This window comes from Mycobacterium asiaticum (assembly GCF_001668675.1).
GTDB lineage: Bacteria > Actinomycetota > Actinomycetes > Mycobacteriales > Mycobacteriaceae > Mycobacterium > Mycobacterium asiaticum_D.
This window is the reverse complement of the sequence record NZ_LZKQ01000100.1, coordinates 23090-38190: the sequence shown is the minus strand read 5'-3', so window position 1 is coordinate 38190 and position 15101 is coordinate 23090. Positions and strand designations below refer to the sequence as shown.

The following is a 15101-nucleotide window of genomic DNA, read 5'->3' as shown; positions in this document are numbered from 1 at the left end:
AAATTCATACCGACGCCGTTGAGGGAGCTAGTCGGCGACCAAGGATCGATCGCCGGATTCGTGAACACCACGCGGCAATCGGTCAGCCGCCCGGATTTCCGTCGGCCCCCGGGTTCCCGCTGATCTGCACAACCGTGACACGGCCGTCTAAGCCGTCGTACCTCGTCCCGCCGGGTCCACCCGGGCCGCCGGGGCCCGGGTGCCCGAGGAACCAGCCGCCATCCCCACCGTTGCCGCCGATACCACCATCTCCACCGGCGCCACTGAAGACGGAGATGGTGTCAGGGCTAGTGATGAAGCCGATGCTGCCGTTCGAGTAAAGTCCGCCGAGTCCGCCAGCGCCTCCTGAGCCGCCGGCCCCGCCGGTACCAATCGGCCCGGCCGCTCCACCGACGCCACCATTGCCGCCAGTACCCGCGACAGCACCACCGGAGTCAAGCACGAGTGAGCCGTCACTCTGCACCCTCACCGAGAAGCCATTTCCGCCGAGACCCCCGCGTCCACCGGCTCCGCCGTCACCCATCAACCAACCGCCTCGGCCACCGATGCCGCCCGTACCGCCGTGGCCGGCGGTGAGGTCGAAATCAAAGCCGCCGGTGTTTACCCCGCCATCGCCACCAGCACCCCCGATACCGCCGCGGCCAATCATCCCTGCCGCACCACCGGCACCGCCCAGTCCGCCGGTACCCGCTCCGAACCCGCCGACGGCTGCGGCACCTGTCCCGCCAGCTCCCCCAGCCCCGCCGTTGCCGAACAACCACCCGCCACTACCACCTACGCCGCCGGCGGCATTGACCCCTCCAGCGCCGCCTGACCCGCCGTTGCCGATCAAACCGGCCGCACCACCGCGCCCCCCGACGGCACCGGCCGCCGCCTGCGAGAACCCGTTGCCGCCATCGCCATACAGGAGCCCGCCGGCTCCACCGTTCGGGTTCGCCGCCGTCCCATGCGCGCCGTCCCCGATCAGCGGACGACCCAGCAAAGCTTGCGCGGGCGCATTGACCGCGGCCAACAGCCGTTGCTCGGCGGCGTTGGCGGCTTCGGCCACCGCATAGGAATTCGCCCCCGCGTTCATCAGCTGCACGAACTGCTCGTGGAACGCACCCAGCTGTGCACTCAACGCCTGATATTGCCGCCCATGGCCGGCGAACAGCGAGGCGATCGCGACCGAGACCTCGTCGGCGCCGGCGGCCAGCACGCTGGTCGTCGGCAGGGCCGCGGTCACACTGGCCTGACTCAGTGTCGACGCGAGGCCGGATAGGTCCACCGCCGCCGAAGCCACCAATTCGGGAATTGCCACCACATACGACACCATTAACTCCCGCCCCCGCCAGCATTCAGCAGGAAATAACGTTAGCGTCAGCGACAACCTCGGCGCAGCCTTTCGGCGGCCGGAGCAAACATTTCAGGCGCTAGCCGGCTTTCGCGCGGAGACAAACAGCGTCGGCGGCATGGAGTACTCGGAGCCGCTCGGCACCACGCGGTCGTAGCGATCCATCAATTCCGGGAAGTCCGCCTCGGTGGCTTCCCAGCCGCGCTCCCGCAGCCAATCGGTGAGCGCGGTGCGCTCCTCGGGGTACCAAAGGTCTTCCACGGCCGGGACCTCGGCGTCGACGAGTCGCGCGGCCACCGCCCGGATCCGCCGCATTTCCTCGCGCTGGCGCTGCACCAGATCGGCATCGATCGCACCCTTGCCCGGCACGTTCGACGCCAGCCAGCTACCGGGTGCGCTCAGCATGTGGATGCGCTCGAACAACAGGTCCTGGGCTTGCGCGGGCAGGTACCGCACCAATCCCTCGGCCGACCATGCCGTCGGCTGCGTCGGATCGAAACCCGATTCCTGCAACGCCGTCGGCCAGTCCTGGCGCAGATCGACCGCGATGTTGACCACCTGCGACGTAGGCCGGGCACCGTGCTGCTCCAGCGTGGTGTTCTTGAATTCCAACACCTTGGGCTGGTCGAGCTCGTAGACCACCGTGCCGTCCGGCCACGGCAACCGCCAGGCGCGGGCATCCAGGCCGGAGGCGAGGATGACGATCTGACGGACGCCGGAGTCGGCGGCGGCGAGGAAGAACTCGTCGAAGAACGCGGTCCGCGTGGCCATGAAGTCGACCATCAGCTGCGCTCGGGCGCCGATCTCGGGTTCGATCTCGCGGGCTTGCGCAAGTAAGTCCGGGTCGGCGTACAGGGTCCACATCCCCTTGCCCGCCGCGTTGAGAAAGACCCTGGCGAACGGGTCGTTGATCAGCGGGTTTTCGCTCTCCGTCTCCGCGGCCCGGGCCGCGGCCACACCAAGCGCGGTCGACCCGACACTCTGCGTGATCTCCCAAGAATCATTGTCGGTGCGCTGCATCGCATTCCTCCCGAACCAAACTAGTCAGTTTTGCAAACTATTCTTCCAGTGTGGCGCCCGGCAACGGCCGCCGCTGGGTAGTCCCTACGCTTTTTCTAGGCTCTCTCCAAGTCGGTTGACAGGGTGCAAAGGAGCAGCATGAATCCGGCCGTGGATCTGGATGCGGTTGCCCGCTGGATGTCGGAGCAGGGTCTCGGGGAGGGACCGCTGCAGGACGTCGCGCCGGTAACCGGCGGCACGCAGAACGTGATGATGCGGTTCACCAGGTCGGGCCGGCCCTACGTGCTGCGCCGCGGCCCTCGGCACCTGCGCCCCCGCAGCAACAGCGTCATCCTGCGGGAGACCCGGGTGCTCGCCGCGCTGGCCGGCTCCGATGTGCCCCACCCACATCTGATCGCGACGTGCGACGACCCCGGCGTGCTCGGGGACGCGGTGTTCTACCTGATGGAGCCGATCGATGGCTTCAACGCGGGCGAGGGGCTGCCGCCATTGCATGCCAATGACCCCGAGGTGCGTTACGGCATGGGGTTGTCGATGGCCGACGCGCTGGCCAGGCTCGGCGCCGTCGATCACGTCGCCGTCGGCCTCGAAGATTTCGGTAAACCGGAGGGTTTTCTGGAACGTCAAGTGCCACGGTGGCTTTCGGAGCTGGAGTCCTATCAGGAGTACGACGGCTACCCCGGTCCGGACATCCCGGGGATTGACGAGGTATCCCAGTGGCTGCAAGCCCATCGGCCCACCACGTGGACGCCCGGCATCATGCACGGCGACTACCACGCGGCCAACGTGATGTTCTCCCGCACCGGCCCCGAGGTGGTGGCGATCGTGGACTGGGAGATGTGCACGATCGGCGACCCGCTGCTGGACCTGGGTTGGCTGCTGGCAACCTGGCGCCAGGACGATGGGTCCAGCGTGTTCGGCCATGCACTCGGCGGCACGGACGGTCTGGCCAGTACCAACGATCTGCTGCAGCGCTATGCCGCCAACACCACCCGCGATCTGTCGCACATCACCTGGTACACCGTGCTGGCCTGCTTCAAGCTGGGCATCGTGATCGAGGGCACGCTGGCCCGCGCCTGTGCGGGCAAGGCGGAGAAAGCCGTCGGCGATCAGCTGCACGCGGGCACCGTGCACCTGTTCGAGCGCGCGCTGACGTTGATCGAGTCCTAGGCGACGCGATTGGCGCCGCCGCCGCCACCGGTGCCGAAGTCGCGACGGGCCTCGTCGTGGCGCTTGACATAGCTGGCCCGTAGGTCGCGCGCGTCCCCGCGGCCCCCCGGGCCGCCGTCGCCAAAACCCCTGACCGGCTTGCTGTTTCGGGCACGGTTGGCTGCCGGGTCCGGCTTGTTGAGCAGTCCCGCGCTCGCCGCGTTGGCGGCACCGCCCCGTCCGACCGGCGCAGCGCTGCCGGCGTAGCCGCCTACCCGACCAGGCGCACCTCCACCGGCGACGCCAGCCCCGCGATAGCCGGCATTGCCGGAGCCGCCCAACAGACCTGCCCCGGGGGCGCCGATGGCGCCGCCTGACGGACGTCCGAGCAATCCTTGCGCCGGTGCGCCAGTCCCGCCGGCGGTTGCCCCGGCGCCCGCCATCGGTTTCGCATTCGCCGCCTCAGCGCTGGCGTACGCGTTGCCCGCCGAGTTCATCGCCTGGACGAACTGCTGGTGCAGATTCGCCGCCTGGGCGCTCATCCGCTGGTACTGCTGGGCGTGCGAACCGAACACGTTGGCCATTGCGGTCGAAACCTCGTCAGCGCCGGCGGCCAGCACGCTCGTGGTGGGCAGCGCGGCCGCGGAATTTGCCGCCGTCAGCGACGACCCGATCCCCGCCAAATTCGTCGCAGCCTCCGCCAGCAACTGGGGCTGCGTAAACAAAAATGACACGGCGACACACCTCGGATTAACCCGGCTTGCGGAACCTCCGCACTTTACGGCGAAACTGCTGGTCGGCGAGGTGTTTTTATATTTCCGCAGCCGAAACGTTATAGAACGGTTATCGACGGACGCGCGACTGTAAAAAGCGTTTACAGCGGAATTGAATTCATGTGCGCGCCCGAAGGGATTCGAACCCCTAACCTTCTGATCCGTAGTCAGATGCTCTATCCGTTGAGCTACGGGCGCCGACGTTCTTCAGTTGTGGTCAATCAGTTGTCTAGCAGGTGTTGCTTGGCGGAGGCGAGAGGATTTGAACCTCCGGTCCCCTTTGAGGGGGACAACTCATTAGCAGTGAGCCCCATTCGGCCGCTCTGGCACGCCTCCATGGCCTTCCAAAGGTTACCCGACCCCGGAACCCGGAGCCGCCGGAGGCATAGCGTACACAGCTGCGACATATGCTGTCGAAGTGACCGCCCGCCTGCGGCCCGCGCTGGCGGGGCTGCCTGTTTACGTTCCCGGCAAGACCGTGCCGGGCGCGATCAAACTGGCCAGCAACGAGACGGTGTTCGGCCCGCTGCCCAGCGTTCGCGCGGCCATCGAACACGCCACCGATCTGATCAACCGCTACCCCGACAACGGCTGTGTGCAGCTCAAGGCGGCGCTTGCCCGCCATGTCGGGCCCGGCTTCGCCGCCGAGCACATCGCGGTGGGTTGCGGGTCGGTGAGCCTGTGCCAGCAACTCGTCCAGATCACCGCCTCGGTGGGTGACGAGGTGATCTTCGGCTGGCGTAGCTTCGAGCTGTACCCGCCGCAGGTCCAGGTGGCCGGGGCGGCGCCCGTCCAGGTGCCCTTGACCGACCACACCTTCGACCTGGACGCGATGCTGGCCGCGGTCACCGACCGGACCCGGCTGATCTTCGTCTGCAATCCCAACAACCCGACGTCCACCGTCGTCGACCCGGATGCGCTGACCCGCTTCGTCGAGGCGGTGCCCTCAGAGATCCTGATCGCCATCGACGAGGCGTACGTCGAGTACATCCGCGACGGTATGGCACCCGACAGCCTGGGGCTGGTTCGCGCGCACGACAACGTGGTGGTGCTGCGCACCTTTTCCAAGGCGTACGGCCTGGCCGGTCTGCGGGTCGGGTATGCGATCGGGCACCCAGCGGTGATCACCGCGCTGGACAAGGTCTACGTCCCGTTCACCGCCACCAGCGTCTCGCAGGCCGCCGCCATTGCCTCGCTGGAAGCCGGCGACGAGCTGTTGGCCCGCACCGACGCGGTGGTGGCCGAACGGGTGCGGGTTAGCGCCGAACTGCGCGCGGCCGGATTCACCCTGCCCGATTCGCAGGCCAACTTTGTCTGGTTGCCGCTGGGCCCCCGCACGCGGGACTTCGTCGAACAGGCTGCTGACGCGCTGATCGTGGTCCGTCCCTATGGCAGCGACGGTGTGCGCGTCACCGTCACGGCCGCGCCCGAAGAGAACGACGCGATGCTGCGGTTCGCCCGCAAATGGATTTGAGGAGTACCCCTATGAGCCTGGCTCGCAAGAAGTTCACGGAGTTCACCGAGCGCGCCGGCGACATCCCGGACGCCGAACTCGACGAGTTCTGGGCATCGCTGTCACCGGCCACGATTGACGGCATGCTCGGGGAATGGCGCGGCGGCGAGTTCGTCACCGGCCACAAGATGAACCACCAGCTGGAGAAAGCCGGGTGGTTCGGCAAGTCCTTCAAGTCCGCCTCCGACGTTCAGCCGCTGGTGTGCGTGGATGCCGAGGGCAACAAGTTCTCCAACGTGAAGATGGGCAAAGGCGAGGCCAGCCTGTGGTTGGAGGAGTTCCGCGGCGAGGTGACCGCGACGATGGTCTACGACGGCCAGCCGGTCCACGACCACTTCAAGGTGATCGACGAGGACGCGGTGATGGGCATCATGAACGGCAAGGGCGTCGTCCACGACGGCCGCTACTTCTACTTCTATCTCGAGCGGGTCTAGCCGGGGTTGCGGCCGGTGAAGGCGACCAGCCGGTCCAGACCGCGGGCATCCTCGGCCACCTCGACGGGATCGTCGAAACCGGCCCCGCCCCGCCGTTCGGGCCTGATGAGTTGGTGCGCCAACCCCAGCACGTACTCGGCCAGCGAATCTGGGACCTCGACGTCGCGCCCCAATGCGACCGCGTAATCCCAGGCGTGCACCAGGAACTCCAGCGACAGGACGGCGGCCGCGACCTGCGCCGGCATCTCGTCGTCGCCGAATTTGACGGTGCCGTCCAGGCCGTGGCGATGCCAGGCGTCCAGGGCCGGCCGGGCCCGCATGATGATCTGCCGCTCGACCGAGTCTTCGTCGTCGGACTCCGGAAATTCGGCGCCCACCATGCCGCCGATCGCCGTGATGGAGTTCAGCAGGTGCTTGGTCAGCGCCGCCACGTCGAACTCCGTGCACGGGGTCTGCCTGGTGAGGTCCTCGCGGGCGATGGTTCTGACCACCTCTTCCAGGATCCCCAGCGTCAGCTCGGCGCTGCGTAGCTCGTCGTTGGGCGGCGAATCGGGTCCGGGGCGCAAATCTGCGGGCATATTCGCCACGCTACGGTCTCGGTCATGGGCGAGAAATATGAATCGGTGACCGTCGAGGTCAAAGACCAGGTCGCACAGGTCACCCTGATCGGACCCGGCAAAGGCAATGCGATGGGGCCCGCATTCTGGGCAGAGTTGCCCGAGCTGTTTCCGGCTCTCGACGCCGACCCCGAGGTGCGCGCCATCGTCCTGACCGGATCGGGCCGCAATTTCAGCTACGGGCTGGACGTGCCGGCCATGGGTGGCTCGTTCACGCCCCTGTTGTCCGGCGACGCGCTGGCCGGCCCACGGGCGGTGTTCCACCGTGAGGTCAAGCGCATGCAGGCCGCCATCACCGCGGTCGCCGACTGCCGCACACCCACCATCGCTTCGGTGCACGGCTGGTGCATCGGCGGCGGCGTCGACCTGATCTCGGCCGTCGACATCCGCTACGCCAGCGCCGACGCCAAGTTCTCGGTGCGCGAGGTCAAGCTGGCCATCGTCGCCGACGTGGGCAGCCTCGCCCGGCTGCCGCTGATCCTCAACGACGGACACTTGCGCGAACTCGCGTTGACCGGCAAGGACATCGACGCCGCCCGCGCCGAAAAAATCGGCCTGGTCAACGACGTGTACGACGACGCCGAGGCCACCCTGGCCGCCGCGCACGCCACCGCCGCCGAGATCGCCGCCAATCCCCCGCTGACGGTGCACGGCATCAAGGACGTGCTGGATCAGCAGCGCACGTCGGCGGTGTCGGAGAGCCTGCGCTACGTCGCGGCATGGAACGCGGCGTTCCTGCCCTCGAAAGACCTCACGGAAGGGATCTCCGCGACGTTCGCCAAGCGTCCGCCGCAGTTCACCGGCGAATAGCGCTGAACCACAGCGCAACAGCCAACCAGCCCGTCGAGATCGCCAGTCCGGCGAACTCCAGCCACCCGACCGTTGCGCCGGCGCGGTGGTTGGTGTCGATGAGGTGGCTGAGGGCGTGCATCGCCCAATGCGCCGTCGCGAACGCCAGCGCGGGAACTCGCCAGGACGGCCACCGCAGCGCTGCGAGCAGCATCAGACCGAGCGGCAATTCGAACGACGCGTTGTCGAAGATGTAGTGCGTGTTGCGGATGCCGAAGGCGCCAAGGGTGTCGAAGAACGTCTGCGGCGCCAGCCACTGGAACAACCCCAAGCCGACCGAGTAGGCACCAAACACGAGCAGGATCACCTCGACGTAGCGCAACCGGGCGGCCATGCCTGTAAAGCTAGGCTGTCGGCGATGACGTCAACACCCGATGGCCGGATCCGTGTGCCCGACGACCTGGACGCCGTGACGGCGATCGGCGAAGAAGACCACGCCGAAGTCGGCAGTGCCGCCGTCGAACGGATCTGGCAGGCCGCGCGGCATTGGTACCGGGCCGGCATGCACCCCGCCATCCAGCTGTGCCTTCGGCGCAACGGCCGGGTGGTGCTCAACCGGGCCATCGGGCATGGCTGGGGCAACGCCCCTACCGATGAGCCCGACGCCGAAAAGATTCCCGTCACCACCGACACCCCGTTCTGCGTGTATTCGGCGTCCAAGGGCATCACCGCGACAGTCGTTCACCTGCTCGTCGAACGCGGGGTCTTCGACCTCGACGACCGGGTGTGCGAATACATCCCGAGCTACACCAGCCACGGCAAGGACCGCACCACGATCCGGCACGTGCTGAACCACAGCGCGGGCGTCCCGTTCCCCACCGGGCCGCGTCCGGACCTCAAGCGCGCCGACGATCACGAGTACGCCCAGGAACAGCTCGGCAAACTGCGTCCGCTGTACCGGCCGGGTCTGGTGCACATCTATCACGCTCTGACCTGGGGTCCGTTGATGCGGGAGATCGTCTACGCGAGCACCGGCAAGGACATTCGCGAGATCCTGGCCAGCGAAATCCTTGAGCCGCTGAACTTCCGGTGGACCAACTTCGGCGTGGCGAAGCAGGATGTTCCCCTGGTTGCGCCCAGCCACCCGACCGGCAAACCGTTGCCGCCGGTGATTGCCGCGATCTTCCGCAAGGCAATCGGCGGAACGGTGCACGAGATCATCCCCTACACCAACACCCCGGCGTTTCTGACCACCGTTGTGCCGTCGTCCAACGGCGTCTCCACCGCGGACGAGCTGTCGCGGTTCGCCGAAATCTGGCGCCGCGGCGGCGAACTCGACGGCGTGCGGATCATCAGCGCGGAACGCATGTACGACGCCGTGCAGGAGGCCCGACGGCTGCGACCCGATTTCGCGGTGGGCCTGCAGCCGGCCCGGTGGGGCACCGGATTCATGCTGGGCACCGATCGCTGGGGGCCGTTCGGGCGCAACGCTCCTGCCGCGTTCGGAAATCTGGGGCTGGCCAACATCGCGATCTGGGCGGATCCGGCGCGCGGTTTGGCGGGCGGCGTGATCAGCAGCGGCAAGCCCGGCAAGGACCCCGAAATCAAGCGCTACACCGCCCTGATGGACACCATCGCCGCGTCGATCCCGCGGGTGTGAGCGTTTGTCGGTGGACTAGGCGGGCATCCATCGACACATGGATTCCGAACGCTTCCGAAAACTGCTGGACACCCCCGGACCCTTTGCCTCCGTCTTCTTCGACGACTCACACGACAGCCATGATGCGGCCGCTCAACTCGACCTGAAATGGCGCGCGGTGCGTGAGGAGCTGGAGCGACAGGGCGCAGACGAATCCGTCGTCGACGAGATGGAACGTGCCGTCATGGATCTGCAACCACCGACCGGTCGCAGCGGTCGGGCGGTCGTGGCGGGCCCGACCGGTGTCCTGGTCAACGAGCATCTGGTGCGCCCGCCCGCCGCCACCGTGACTCGGGTGTCGGAACTGCCCTACCTCGTTCCCGTCCTCGAACTGGGTATGGACGAACCGAATTACGTTCTGGCGATCGTCGACCACACCGGCGCCGACCTGACCGTCCGCGACAACAACGGACTGCGCTCGGAGACTGTCGACGGCGGCGGCTACCCGGTGCACAAGGCGGCGGGCGCCGAGACCGCCGGCTACGGCGACCCACAACCGCGCACCGACGAGGCTGCCCGCAAGAACATGCGCGCCGTCGCCGACCGCATCGCCGAGTTGACGGACCAGACCGGCTCCGAGGCGGTCTTCCTGGTCGGCGAGGTGCGGTCCCGCAGCGACCTGCACGCGGAGCTGCCGGAGCGGATCCGCGGCCGGGCCGTGCCCCTAGAGGTCGGCGCGCGACACAGCGGGCACGACTTCGACGAGGTGCAACGCGAGATCGAAACCTGGTTCGCCAAACGGCAATTGCAGATCCTCGAAGACGCCGCCGAGCGGTTCAGCGCCGAGGTCGGCCGGCAAGCCGGGCTGGCTGCCGAAGGGTTGGACGCGGTGTGTTCGGCGTTGCGGCAGGGTGCGGTCGAGACGCTGATCGTCGGGGACATCGGCGACGCCACGGTAGTTACCGACGAGGGCCTGACCACCGTTGCTCCGAACGCCAACGTGCTGTCCGAGCAGGGCGCCGCGCCGGCCAAGACGTTGCGCGCCGATGAGGCGCTGCCGCTGTTCGCCATCTCGGTCGGAGCGTCGTTGGTGCGCACTGACGAGCGGATCGAACCCGCGGACGGGGTGGCCGCGGTGCTGCGGTACGCGCCGACGCTGCACTGAGCTTCGGCCCCTGAGCTTGGCCGCCGCGCGAGGGTGCGCAAAATGCCAGCCGCGGCGGCGTGTCGCTGTACCGACACGCACCCTCGCGGCGGCCGGGCGACGCGCTCGCGGCCCCAAAAAATTTGCGGTGGCGGAGGGATTTGAACCCCCGGACGGTTTTAGCCGTCTCTCGCTTTCAAGGCGAGTGCATTAGGCCGCTCTGCCACGCCACCCGAACATCGGTAAGGCAAGGGTAGCGGTGCCGGTAGCGTGACCGACATGCGTGCCATAGTCGCCGAATCCGCCGAACAGCTGGTCTGGCAAGAGGTCCCGGATGCGTCCGCCGGACCCGGAGAGGTCCTGATCAAGGTCGCCGCGGCCGGCGTCAACCGTGCGGACGTGCTGCAGGCCGCGGGCAAGTACCCACCCCCGCCGGGCGCCAGCGAGATCATCGGCATGGAGGTGTCGGGCGTCGTCGCCGATGTCGGTGCGGACGTGACGCAGTGGAGCGTCGGACAGCAGGTGTGCGCGCTGCTGGCCGGCGGCGGTTACGCCGAGTACGTCGCCGTCCCGGCCGGCCAAGTGATGCCGATCCCGTCGCCCGTCGACCTGGTGGACGCGGCCGGGATACCTGAGGTCGCCTGCACGGTGTGGTCCAACCTGGTGATGACCGCCCACCTGGGCCCCGGCCAGCTGCTGCTGGTGCACGGCGGGGCCAGCGGCATCGGCACCCACGCCATCCAGGTAGCGCGTGCCCTCGGCGCCCGGGTGGCGGTCACCGCCGGATCACCGGAGAAGCTGGACCTGTGCCGCGAACTGGGTGCCCAGATCACCATTTCGTATAAGGACGAGGACTTCGTCGCTCGCCTGAGGCAGGAGACCGACGGGGCCGACGTGATTCTGGACATCATGGGTGCGGCCTATCTGGATCGCAATATCGATGCGCTGGCCACCGACGGACAACTGGTCATCATCGGCATGCAGGGCGGGGTGAAGTCGGAGATCAACCTGGGCAAGCTGCTGGTCAAGCGGGCGCGTGTCATCGGCACCACGCTGCGGGCCCGCCCGGTCAGCGGACCGAACAGCAAGAGCGCTGTGGTGAGCGCGGTGACCACGTCGGTATGGCCGATGTTCGCCAGTGAGCGGGTCCGGCCGATCATCGGTAAGCGGTTGCCCATCCAGCAGGCCGCGGAGGCACACCAGCTGCTGCAGTCCGGCGGCTCGTTCGGAAAAATTCTGCTGACGGTCTAGTTCCCTGCGCGAGGAGACGCGAAAGCCCCATTTTGCGTACGCAAATGGGGGCTTTCGCGTCTGTTCGCGGGGAAACGGGAGCTACCCGAGCGAGGCGAGCGCGCGCACCAACTGATCGACCTCGGCCATCGTCGAGTAGTGCGCCAAGCCGACGGTCACCGCGCCACCGATGTCGTTGACGCCCAGCACGTCGAGCACGCGGGAGCTGGCGTTGGCGATCGCCAGGATCCCGTTGTCCGCCAACCGCTGCACCACCCGGTCGGCCGGCACCTCCGTCACGGCGAAGCTGACCACCGGTATCCGCGCCTCCGGACGGCCGAGCAGGATCACCAGCGGCAGCGACCGCAGCGACGTCATCAGGTAGTCGTAGATGCGGTTCAAATACGCCGAGGCGGAGTGCATCGACACCGACAGCCGCTCGCGCCGGGTCCCGCGCGCGGACTCGTCCAGCGAGGCCAGGTATTCGACGCTGGCCACCACACCGGCCAGGAAACCGAACTGATGCACGCCCACTTCCAGCCGGCCCGGGCCCGTGGCGTAGGGATTGGTCGACACGGAGCTGAACGTGTTGATCAGCGCAGGCTCCCGGAACACCATTGCCCCGATCGGCGGTCCGCCCCAGCCGACGGCGTTCACCGCGACCACGTCGGCGTCGGTCTCCTTGATGTCGATGAGCCGGTACGGCGCCGCGGCGGAATGGTCGACGACCACCAGGCCGCCGACGTCATGCACGAGCTTCGTCATCGCGCGCAGATCGGTGACGGCGCCCAACGTGCCCGACGCCGATGTGACCGCCACCAGGCGGGTCGCCTTGTTGATCAGGCTCTCCCACTGCCAGGTCGGAAGCTCACCGGTCTCGATATCGACCTCGGCCCACTTGACCTTCGCGCCGTACCGGTGTGCCGCGCGCAGCCACGGGGCGATGTTGGCCTCGTCGTCCAAGCGGCTGACGACCACCTCGTAGCCCAGCCCGGAGCGCGCCGATGACGCCTCGGCCAGCGACGACAGCAGCACCGCCCGGTCGGCACCCAGCACCACGCCGCTCGGGTCGGCGTTGACCAGGTCGGCTATCGCCTCGCGGGCCGCCTCCAGCACCGCCGCGCTGCGGCGCGCGGACGGGTGGGCACCTTCGGTGCTGGCCGCGGACCGGCGGAAGGCAGTCGAGACGGTGGTCGCGACGGAATCGGGGATCAGCATGCCCTCGGGTGCGTCGAAGTGCACCCACCCGTCACCAAGCGACGGGTGCAGTCCACGCACCCGGGCGACGTCGTAGGCCATGCCAGCCACCTTAGAGCTATTGCGTGCTTCGAAAGCTACGGCCATTTTCGAGGATGGGTGCCGGTGGCGGGTGCGCCATGGACGTGCCAGCGTCACGGCCCTCCGAGTCAGGTCACCCGGCCAGCCATACTAGTCGAGTGAGCTTGTGCTTCGGAACGCTGATCGCATTGGTCCTGCTGATCGCACCGGGTGCCACCATCGCACGTATCGCACAGTTGAACTGGCCGATCGCGATTGCGGTCGGCCCGCCTCTGACGTACGGCGTTGTGGCACTGGCGATCATCCCCTACGGCGCGCTCGGCATCCCATGGAACGGGTGGACGGCGCTGGCCGCATTCGCGGTGGTGTGTGCATTGGCGACGCTGCTCACACTGCTGCTGGCGCGGTTCCGGGACAAGGACGCCGAGGCGCGCGGGGTCAAACCCGGTCCGGCGATCGTGGTCGCGGCGGGCGTGCTGCTGGGCGCCGTCCTGATCGGCTGGGCGGCGGTCGCCGGCATCCCGCATTGGCAGTCGATCCCGAGCACCTGGGACGCGGTGTGGCACGCCAACACCGTGCGCTGGATCCTGGACGTTGGCCAGGCGTCGCCCACCCACATGGGCGAGCTGCGCAACGTCGAGACGCACGCGCTGTTGTACTACCCGTCCGTCTTTCACGCCCTGACGGCCGTGCTGTGCCAGCTCACCGGCGCGGCGGCCACCACCGGCTACACGCTGACCTCGGTGGCGGCCGCGATCTGGCTGTTCCCGGTCAGCGCGGCGGTCCTGGCCTGGACGACCTTGCGCAGCCACACCACCGAGTGGCGCACCGCGGCCGTCGCGGCCACCGCGGCCGCGCTTTCCGCCTCGTTCACCGCGGTTCCGTACGTCGAGTTCGACACCGCGGCCATGCCCAACCTGGCGGCCTACGGCGTCGCGATACCGACCATGGCGCTGATCGCGTCGACGCTCGGGCACCGCGACCGCATCCCGGTGGCGGTGCTTGCCCTGGTCGGGGTCTTTTCGGTGCACATCACCGGCGGCATCATCACCTTGTTGCTGCTGGGCGGCTGGTGGCTGTTCGAAGCGCTGTGGCACCCGGTTCGAGGCCGCATCCGGGACGTGGCGGTGTTGGCCGGCGTCGGCGTGGCGGCCGGACTGATCCTGCTACCTCAATTTCTGAGCGTCACCAAGCAGGAAGACATCATCGCCGGCCACTCGTTTCTGACGTATCTGAGCAAGAGACACGGCCTGTTCGATGCCGTGTTCATGCACTCCCGGCATCTCAATGACTTCCCGTACCAGGTCGCACTGAGCTTTCTGTGCGCAGTCGGCGGCTTCATCCTGCTGTTCGACGGGATCACCTGGAACCGCAACGTGCTCAAACTCGGCTGGCCCCTGGCGGTGCTGAAGGTGCGTTGGCCGCTGATGGTCTGGCTGCTGTTCATCGTGATCAACGTCGACGCCGGCACACCGCTGTGGGGTCCGCTCGGCAACGTGGCAGGAGCCATCGGCGAGTTCTTCTACAAAGATCCGCGCCGCATCGCCGCGGCCACGACCCCGTTGTTCAACCTGATGGCTGCCGTCGCGCTGGTGTGGCTGGTCGCCGCGGCGATTGCCCTGGCAAAAAAGCTGACCAAGAAACGCAAACCGCTGCCGAACCGCTTCTGGGCCACCGCCACCGCGGTGCTGTTGGTGGGTGTCAGCGTGGGTCTTGCGGTTCTTTACTTCCCGCGCCACCGGTTCCTGTTCGGCGACAAGTACGACTCGATCATGGTCGACCAACGCGACCTCGACGCCATGGCCTACCTCGCCAAACTGCCCGGCGCACGGGACACGCTGATCGGCAACTCCAACGTCGACGGCACCAATTGGATGTACGCAGTCGCGGGACTGCACCCGCTGTGGACGCACTACGACTACCCCGTGCAAATGGGGCCGGGCTATCACCGCTTCATCTTCTGGGCCTACGCCAGGAAGGGCGACACCGACAAGCGGGTCCCGGAGGCAATCAAGGCGCTGAACATCCGCTACGTGTTGGCCAGCGGCCCGACGGTCCGGGGGTTCAAGATTCCCGACGGACTAGTCTCACTGGACAAGTCGCCGTACTGGACGATGATCTACGACAACGGCGGCGCCCAGATTTACGAGTGGCACGGCGATACGCCGGTACATCCCTAGCA

Annotated in this window: 14 protein-coding genes and 3 tRNA genes; 8 read left to right on the top strand and 9 right to left on the bottom strand. The window is 67.6% G+C overall.

The window, feature by feature from the left end:
- Positions 1–82 precede the first annotated feature (82 nt).
- On the bottom strand, positions 83–1312 hold the full coding sequence (locus A9X01_RS31830) for a PE family protein (protein WP_081282289.1): 1230 nt from the start codon (positions 1310–1312) through the stop codon (positions 83–85).
- A gap of 93 nt (positions 1313–1405) precedes the next feature.
- Positions 1406–2353: a class I SAM-dependent methyltransferase gene (locus A9X01_RS08960; RefSeq protein WP_065120393.1), complete on the bottom strand. Its 948-nt coding sequence runs from the start codon at positions 2351–2353 to the stop codon at positions 1406–1408.
- Between the two features lie 138 nt (positions 2354–2491).
- Here A9X01_RS08960 and A9X01_RS08955 point away from each other — a divergent pair, with 138 nt between their 5' ends.
- Positions 2492–3523: a phosphotransferase family protein gene (locus A9X01_RS08955; protein ID WP_065120392.1), complete on the top strand. Its 1032-nt coding sequence runs from the start codon at positions 2492–2494 to the stop codon at positions 3521–3523.
- On the opposite strand, the gene A9X01_RS08950 is transcribed toward A9X01_RS08955, so the two are convergent.
- From A9X01_RS08950 to A9X01_RS08940, 3 genes are all read right to left on the bottom strand, one after another.
- A complete protein-coding gene (locus A9X01_RS08950) occupies positions 3520–4236 on the bottom strand; it encodes a PE family protein (RefSeq protein ID WP_081282280.1) in 717 nt (238 codons plus the stop codon). The genes A9X01_RS08955 and A9X01_RS08950 overlap by 4 nt on opposite strands.
- A gap of 164 nt (positions 4237–4400) precedes the next feature.
- Positions 4401–4473: transfer RNA gene (locus tag A9X01_RS08945), tRNA-Arg, on the bottom strand.
- A 46-nt stretch (positions 4474–4519) separates the two neighbouring features.
- Positions 4520–4611: transfer RNA gene (locus tag A9X01_RS08940), tRNA-Ser, on the bottom strand.
- An 82-nt stretch (positions 4612–4693) separates the two neighbouring features.
- Between A9X01_RS08940 and A9X01_RS08935 the strand changes: the two genes are divergently transcribed.
- Together A9X01_RS08935 and A9X01_RS08930 are read left to right on the top strand one after the other, a co-directional pair.
- Entirely contained in the window at positions 4694–5749 is a 1056-nt protein-coding gene (locus A9X01_RS08935) for an aromatic amino acid aminotransferase (protein ID WP_065120390.1), read from the top strand.
- A gap of 11 nt (positions 5750–5760) precedes the next feature.
- The gene (locus A9X01_RS08930) at positions 5761–6222 is read left to right on the top strand and encodes a DUF4334 domain-containing protein (protein ID WP_065120389.1); all 462 of its coding nucleotides are present in this window, start codon (positions 5761–5763) and stop codon (positions 6220–6222) included.
- On the opposite strand, the gene A9X01_RS08925 is transcribed toward A9X01_RS08930, so the two are convergent.
- Positions 6219–6800, bottom strand: coding sequence for a TIGR03086 family metal-binding protein (locus tag A9X01_RS08925; protein ID WP_065120460.1), 582 nt, complete (start codon positions 6798–6800; stop codon positions 6219–6221). The genes A9X01_RS08930 and A9X01_RS08925 overlap by 4 nt on opposite strands.
- Positions 6801–6824: 24 nt before the next feature.
- Here A9X01_RS08925 and A9X01_RS08920 point away from each other — a divergent pair, with 24 nt between their 5' ends.
- Positions 6825–7649 carry a crotonase/enoyl-CoA hydratase family protein gene (locus A9X01_RS08920; RefSeq protein ID WP_065120388.1) on the top strand — a complete coding sequence of 275 codons (825 nt, stop codon included), beginning with the start codon at positions 6825–6827 and terminating at the stop codon, positions 7647–7649.
- On the opposite strand, the gene A9X01_RS08915 is transcribed toward A9X01_RS08920, so the two are convergent.
- Positions 7636–8022, bottom strand: a complete 387-nt coding sequence (locus A9X01_RS08915; protein WP_065120387.1) for a hypothetical protein — start codon at positions 8020–8022, stop codon at positions 7636–7638. The genes A9X01_RS08920 and A9X01_RS08915 overlap by 14 nt on opposite strands.
- 24 nt (positions 8023–8046) lie before the next feature.
- Here A9X01_RS08915 and lipE point away from each other — a divergent pair, with 24 nt between their 5' ends.
- Positions 8047–9288, top strand: a complete 1242-nt coding sequence (gene lipE, locus A9X01_RS08910; RefSeq protein ID WP_065120386.1) for a lipase LipE — start codon at positions 8047–8049, stop codon at positions 9286–9288.
- 37 nt (positions 9289–9325) lie between these two features.
- On the top strand, positions 9326–10432 hold the full coding sequence (locus A9X01_RS08905; protein WP_065120385.1) for an Rv2629 family ribosome hibernation factor: 1107 nt from the start codon (positions 9326–9328) through the stop codon (positions 10430–10432).
- A gap of 125 nt (positions 10433–10557) precedes the next feature.
- On the opposite strand, the gene A9X01_RS08900 is transcribed toward A9X01_RS08905, so the two are convergent.
- Positions 10558–10644, bottom strand: a tRNA-Ser gene (locus A9X01_RS08900).
- A gap of 46 nt (positions 10645–10690) precedes the next feature.
- Between A9X01_RS08900 and A9X01_RS08895 the strand changes: the two genes are divergently transcribed.
- Positions 10691–11662: an NAD(P)H-quinone oxidoreductase gene (locus A9X01_RS08895; protein WP_065120459.1), complete on the top strand. Its 972-nt coding sequence runs from the start codon at positions 10691–10693 to the stop codon at positions 11660–11662.
- An 81-nt stretch (positions 11663–11743) separates the two neighbouring features.
- On the opposite strand, the gene A9X01_RS08890 is transcribed toward A9X01_RS08895, so the two are convergent.
- On the bottom strand, positions 11744–12940 hold the full coding sequence (locus tag A9X01_RS08890) for a cysteine desulfurase-like protein (RefSeq protein WP_065120384.1): 1197 nt from the start codon (positions 12938–12940) through the stop codon (positions 11744–11746).
- Positions 12941–13077: 137 nt separating this feature from the next.
- Here A9X01_RS08890 and A9X01_RS08885 point away from each other — a divergent pair, with 137 nt between their 5' ends.
- Positions 13078–15099, top strand: coding sequence for a DUF6541 family protein (locus A9X01_RS08885; protein WP_065120383.1), 2022 nt, complete (start codon positions 13078–13080; stop codon positions 15097–15099).
- Positions 15100–15101 lie beyond the last annotated feature (2 nt).

Bases quoted from the DNA above. Each gene is read 5' to 3' on its own strand.
- A9X01_RS08960 (WP_065120393.1), bottom strand. From the start codon at position 2,353: ATGCAGCGCACCGACAATGATTCTTGGGAGATCACGCAGAGTGTCGGG.
- A9X01_RS08955 (WP_065120392.1), top strand. From the start codon at position 2,492: ATGAATCCGGCCGTGGATCTGGATGCGGTTGCCCGCTGGATGTCGGAG.
- A9X01_RS08930 (WP_065120389.1), top strand. From the start codon at position 5,761: ATGAGCCTGGCTCGCAAGAAGTTCACGGAGTTCACCGAGCGCGCCGGC.
- A9X01_RS08925 (WP_065120460.1), bottom strand. From the start codon at position 6,800: ATGCCCGCAGATTTGCGCCCCGGACCCGATTCGCCGCCCAACGACGAG.
- A9X01_RS08920 (WP_065120388.1), top strand. From the start codon at position 6,825: ATGGGCGAGAAATATGAATCGGTGACCGTCGAGGTCAAAGACCAGGTC.
- A9X01_RS08915 (WP_065120387.1), bottom strand. From the start codon at position 8,022: ATGGCCGCCCGGTTGCGCTACGTCGAGGTGATCCTGCTCGTGTTTGGT.
- lipE (WP_065120386.1), top strand. From the start codon at position 8,047: ATGACGTCAACACCCGATGGCCGGATCCGTGTGCCCGACGACCTGGAC.
- A9X01_RS08905 (WP_065120385.1), top strand. From the start codon at position 9,326: ATGGATTCCGAACGCTTCCGAAAACTGCTGGACACCCCCGGACCCTTT.
- A9X01_RS08895 (WP_065120459.1), top strand. From the start codon at position 10,691: ATGCGTGCCATAGTCGCCGAATCCGCCGAACAGCTGGTCTGGCAAGAG.
- A9X01_RS08890 (WP_065120384.1), bottom strand. From the start codon at position 12,940: ATGGCCTACGACGTCGCCCGGGTGCGTGGACTGCACCCGTCGCTTGGT.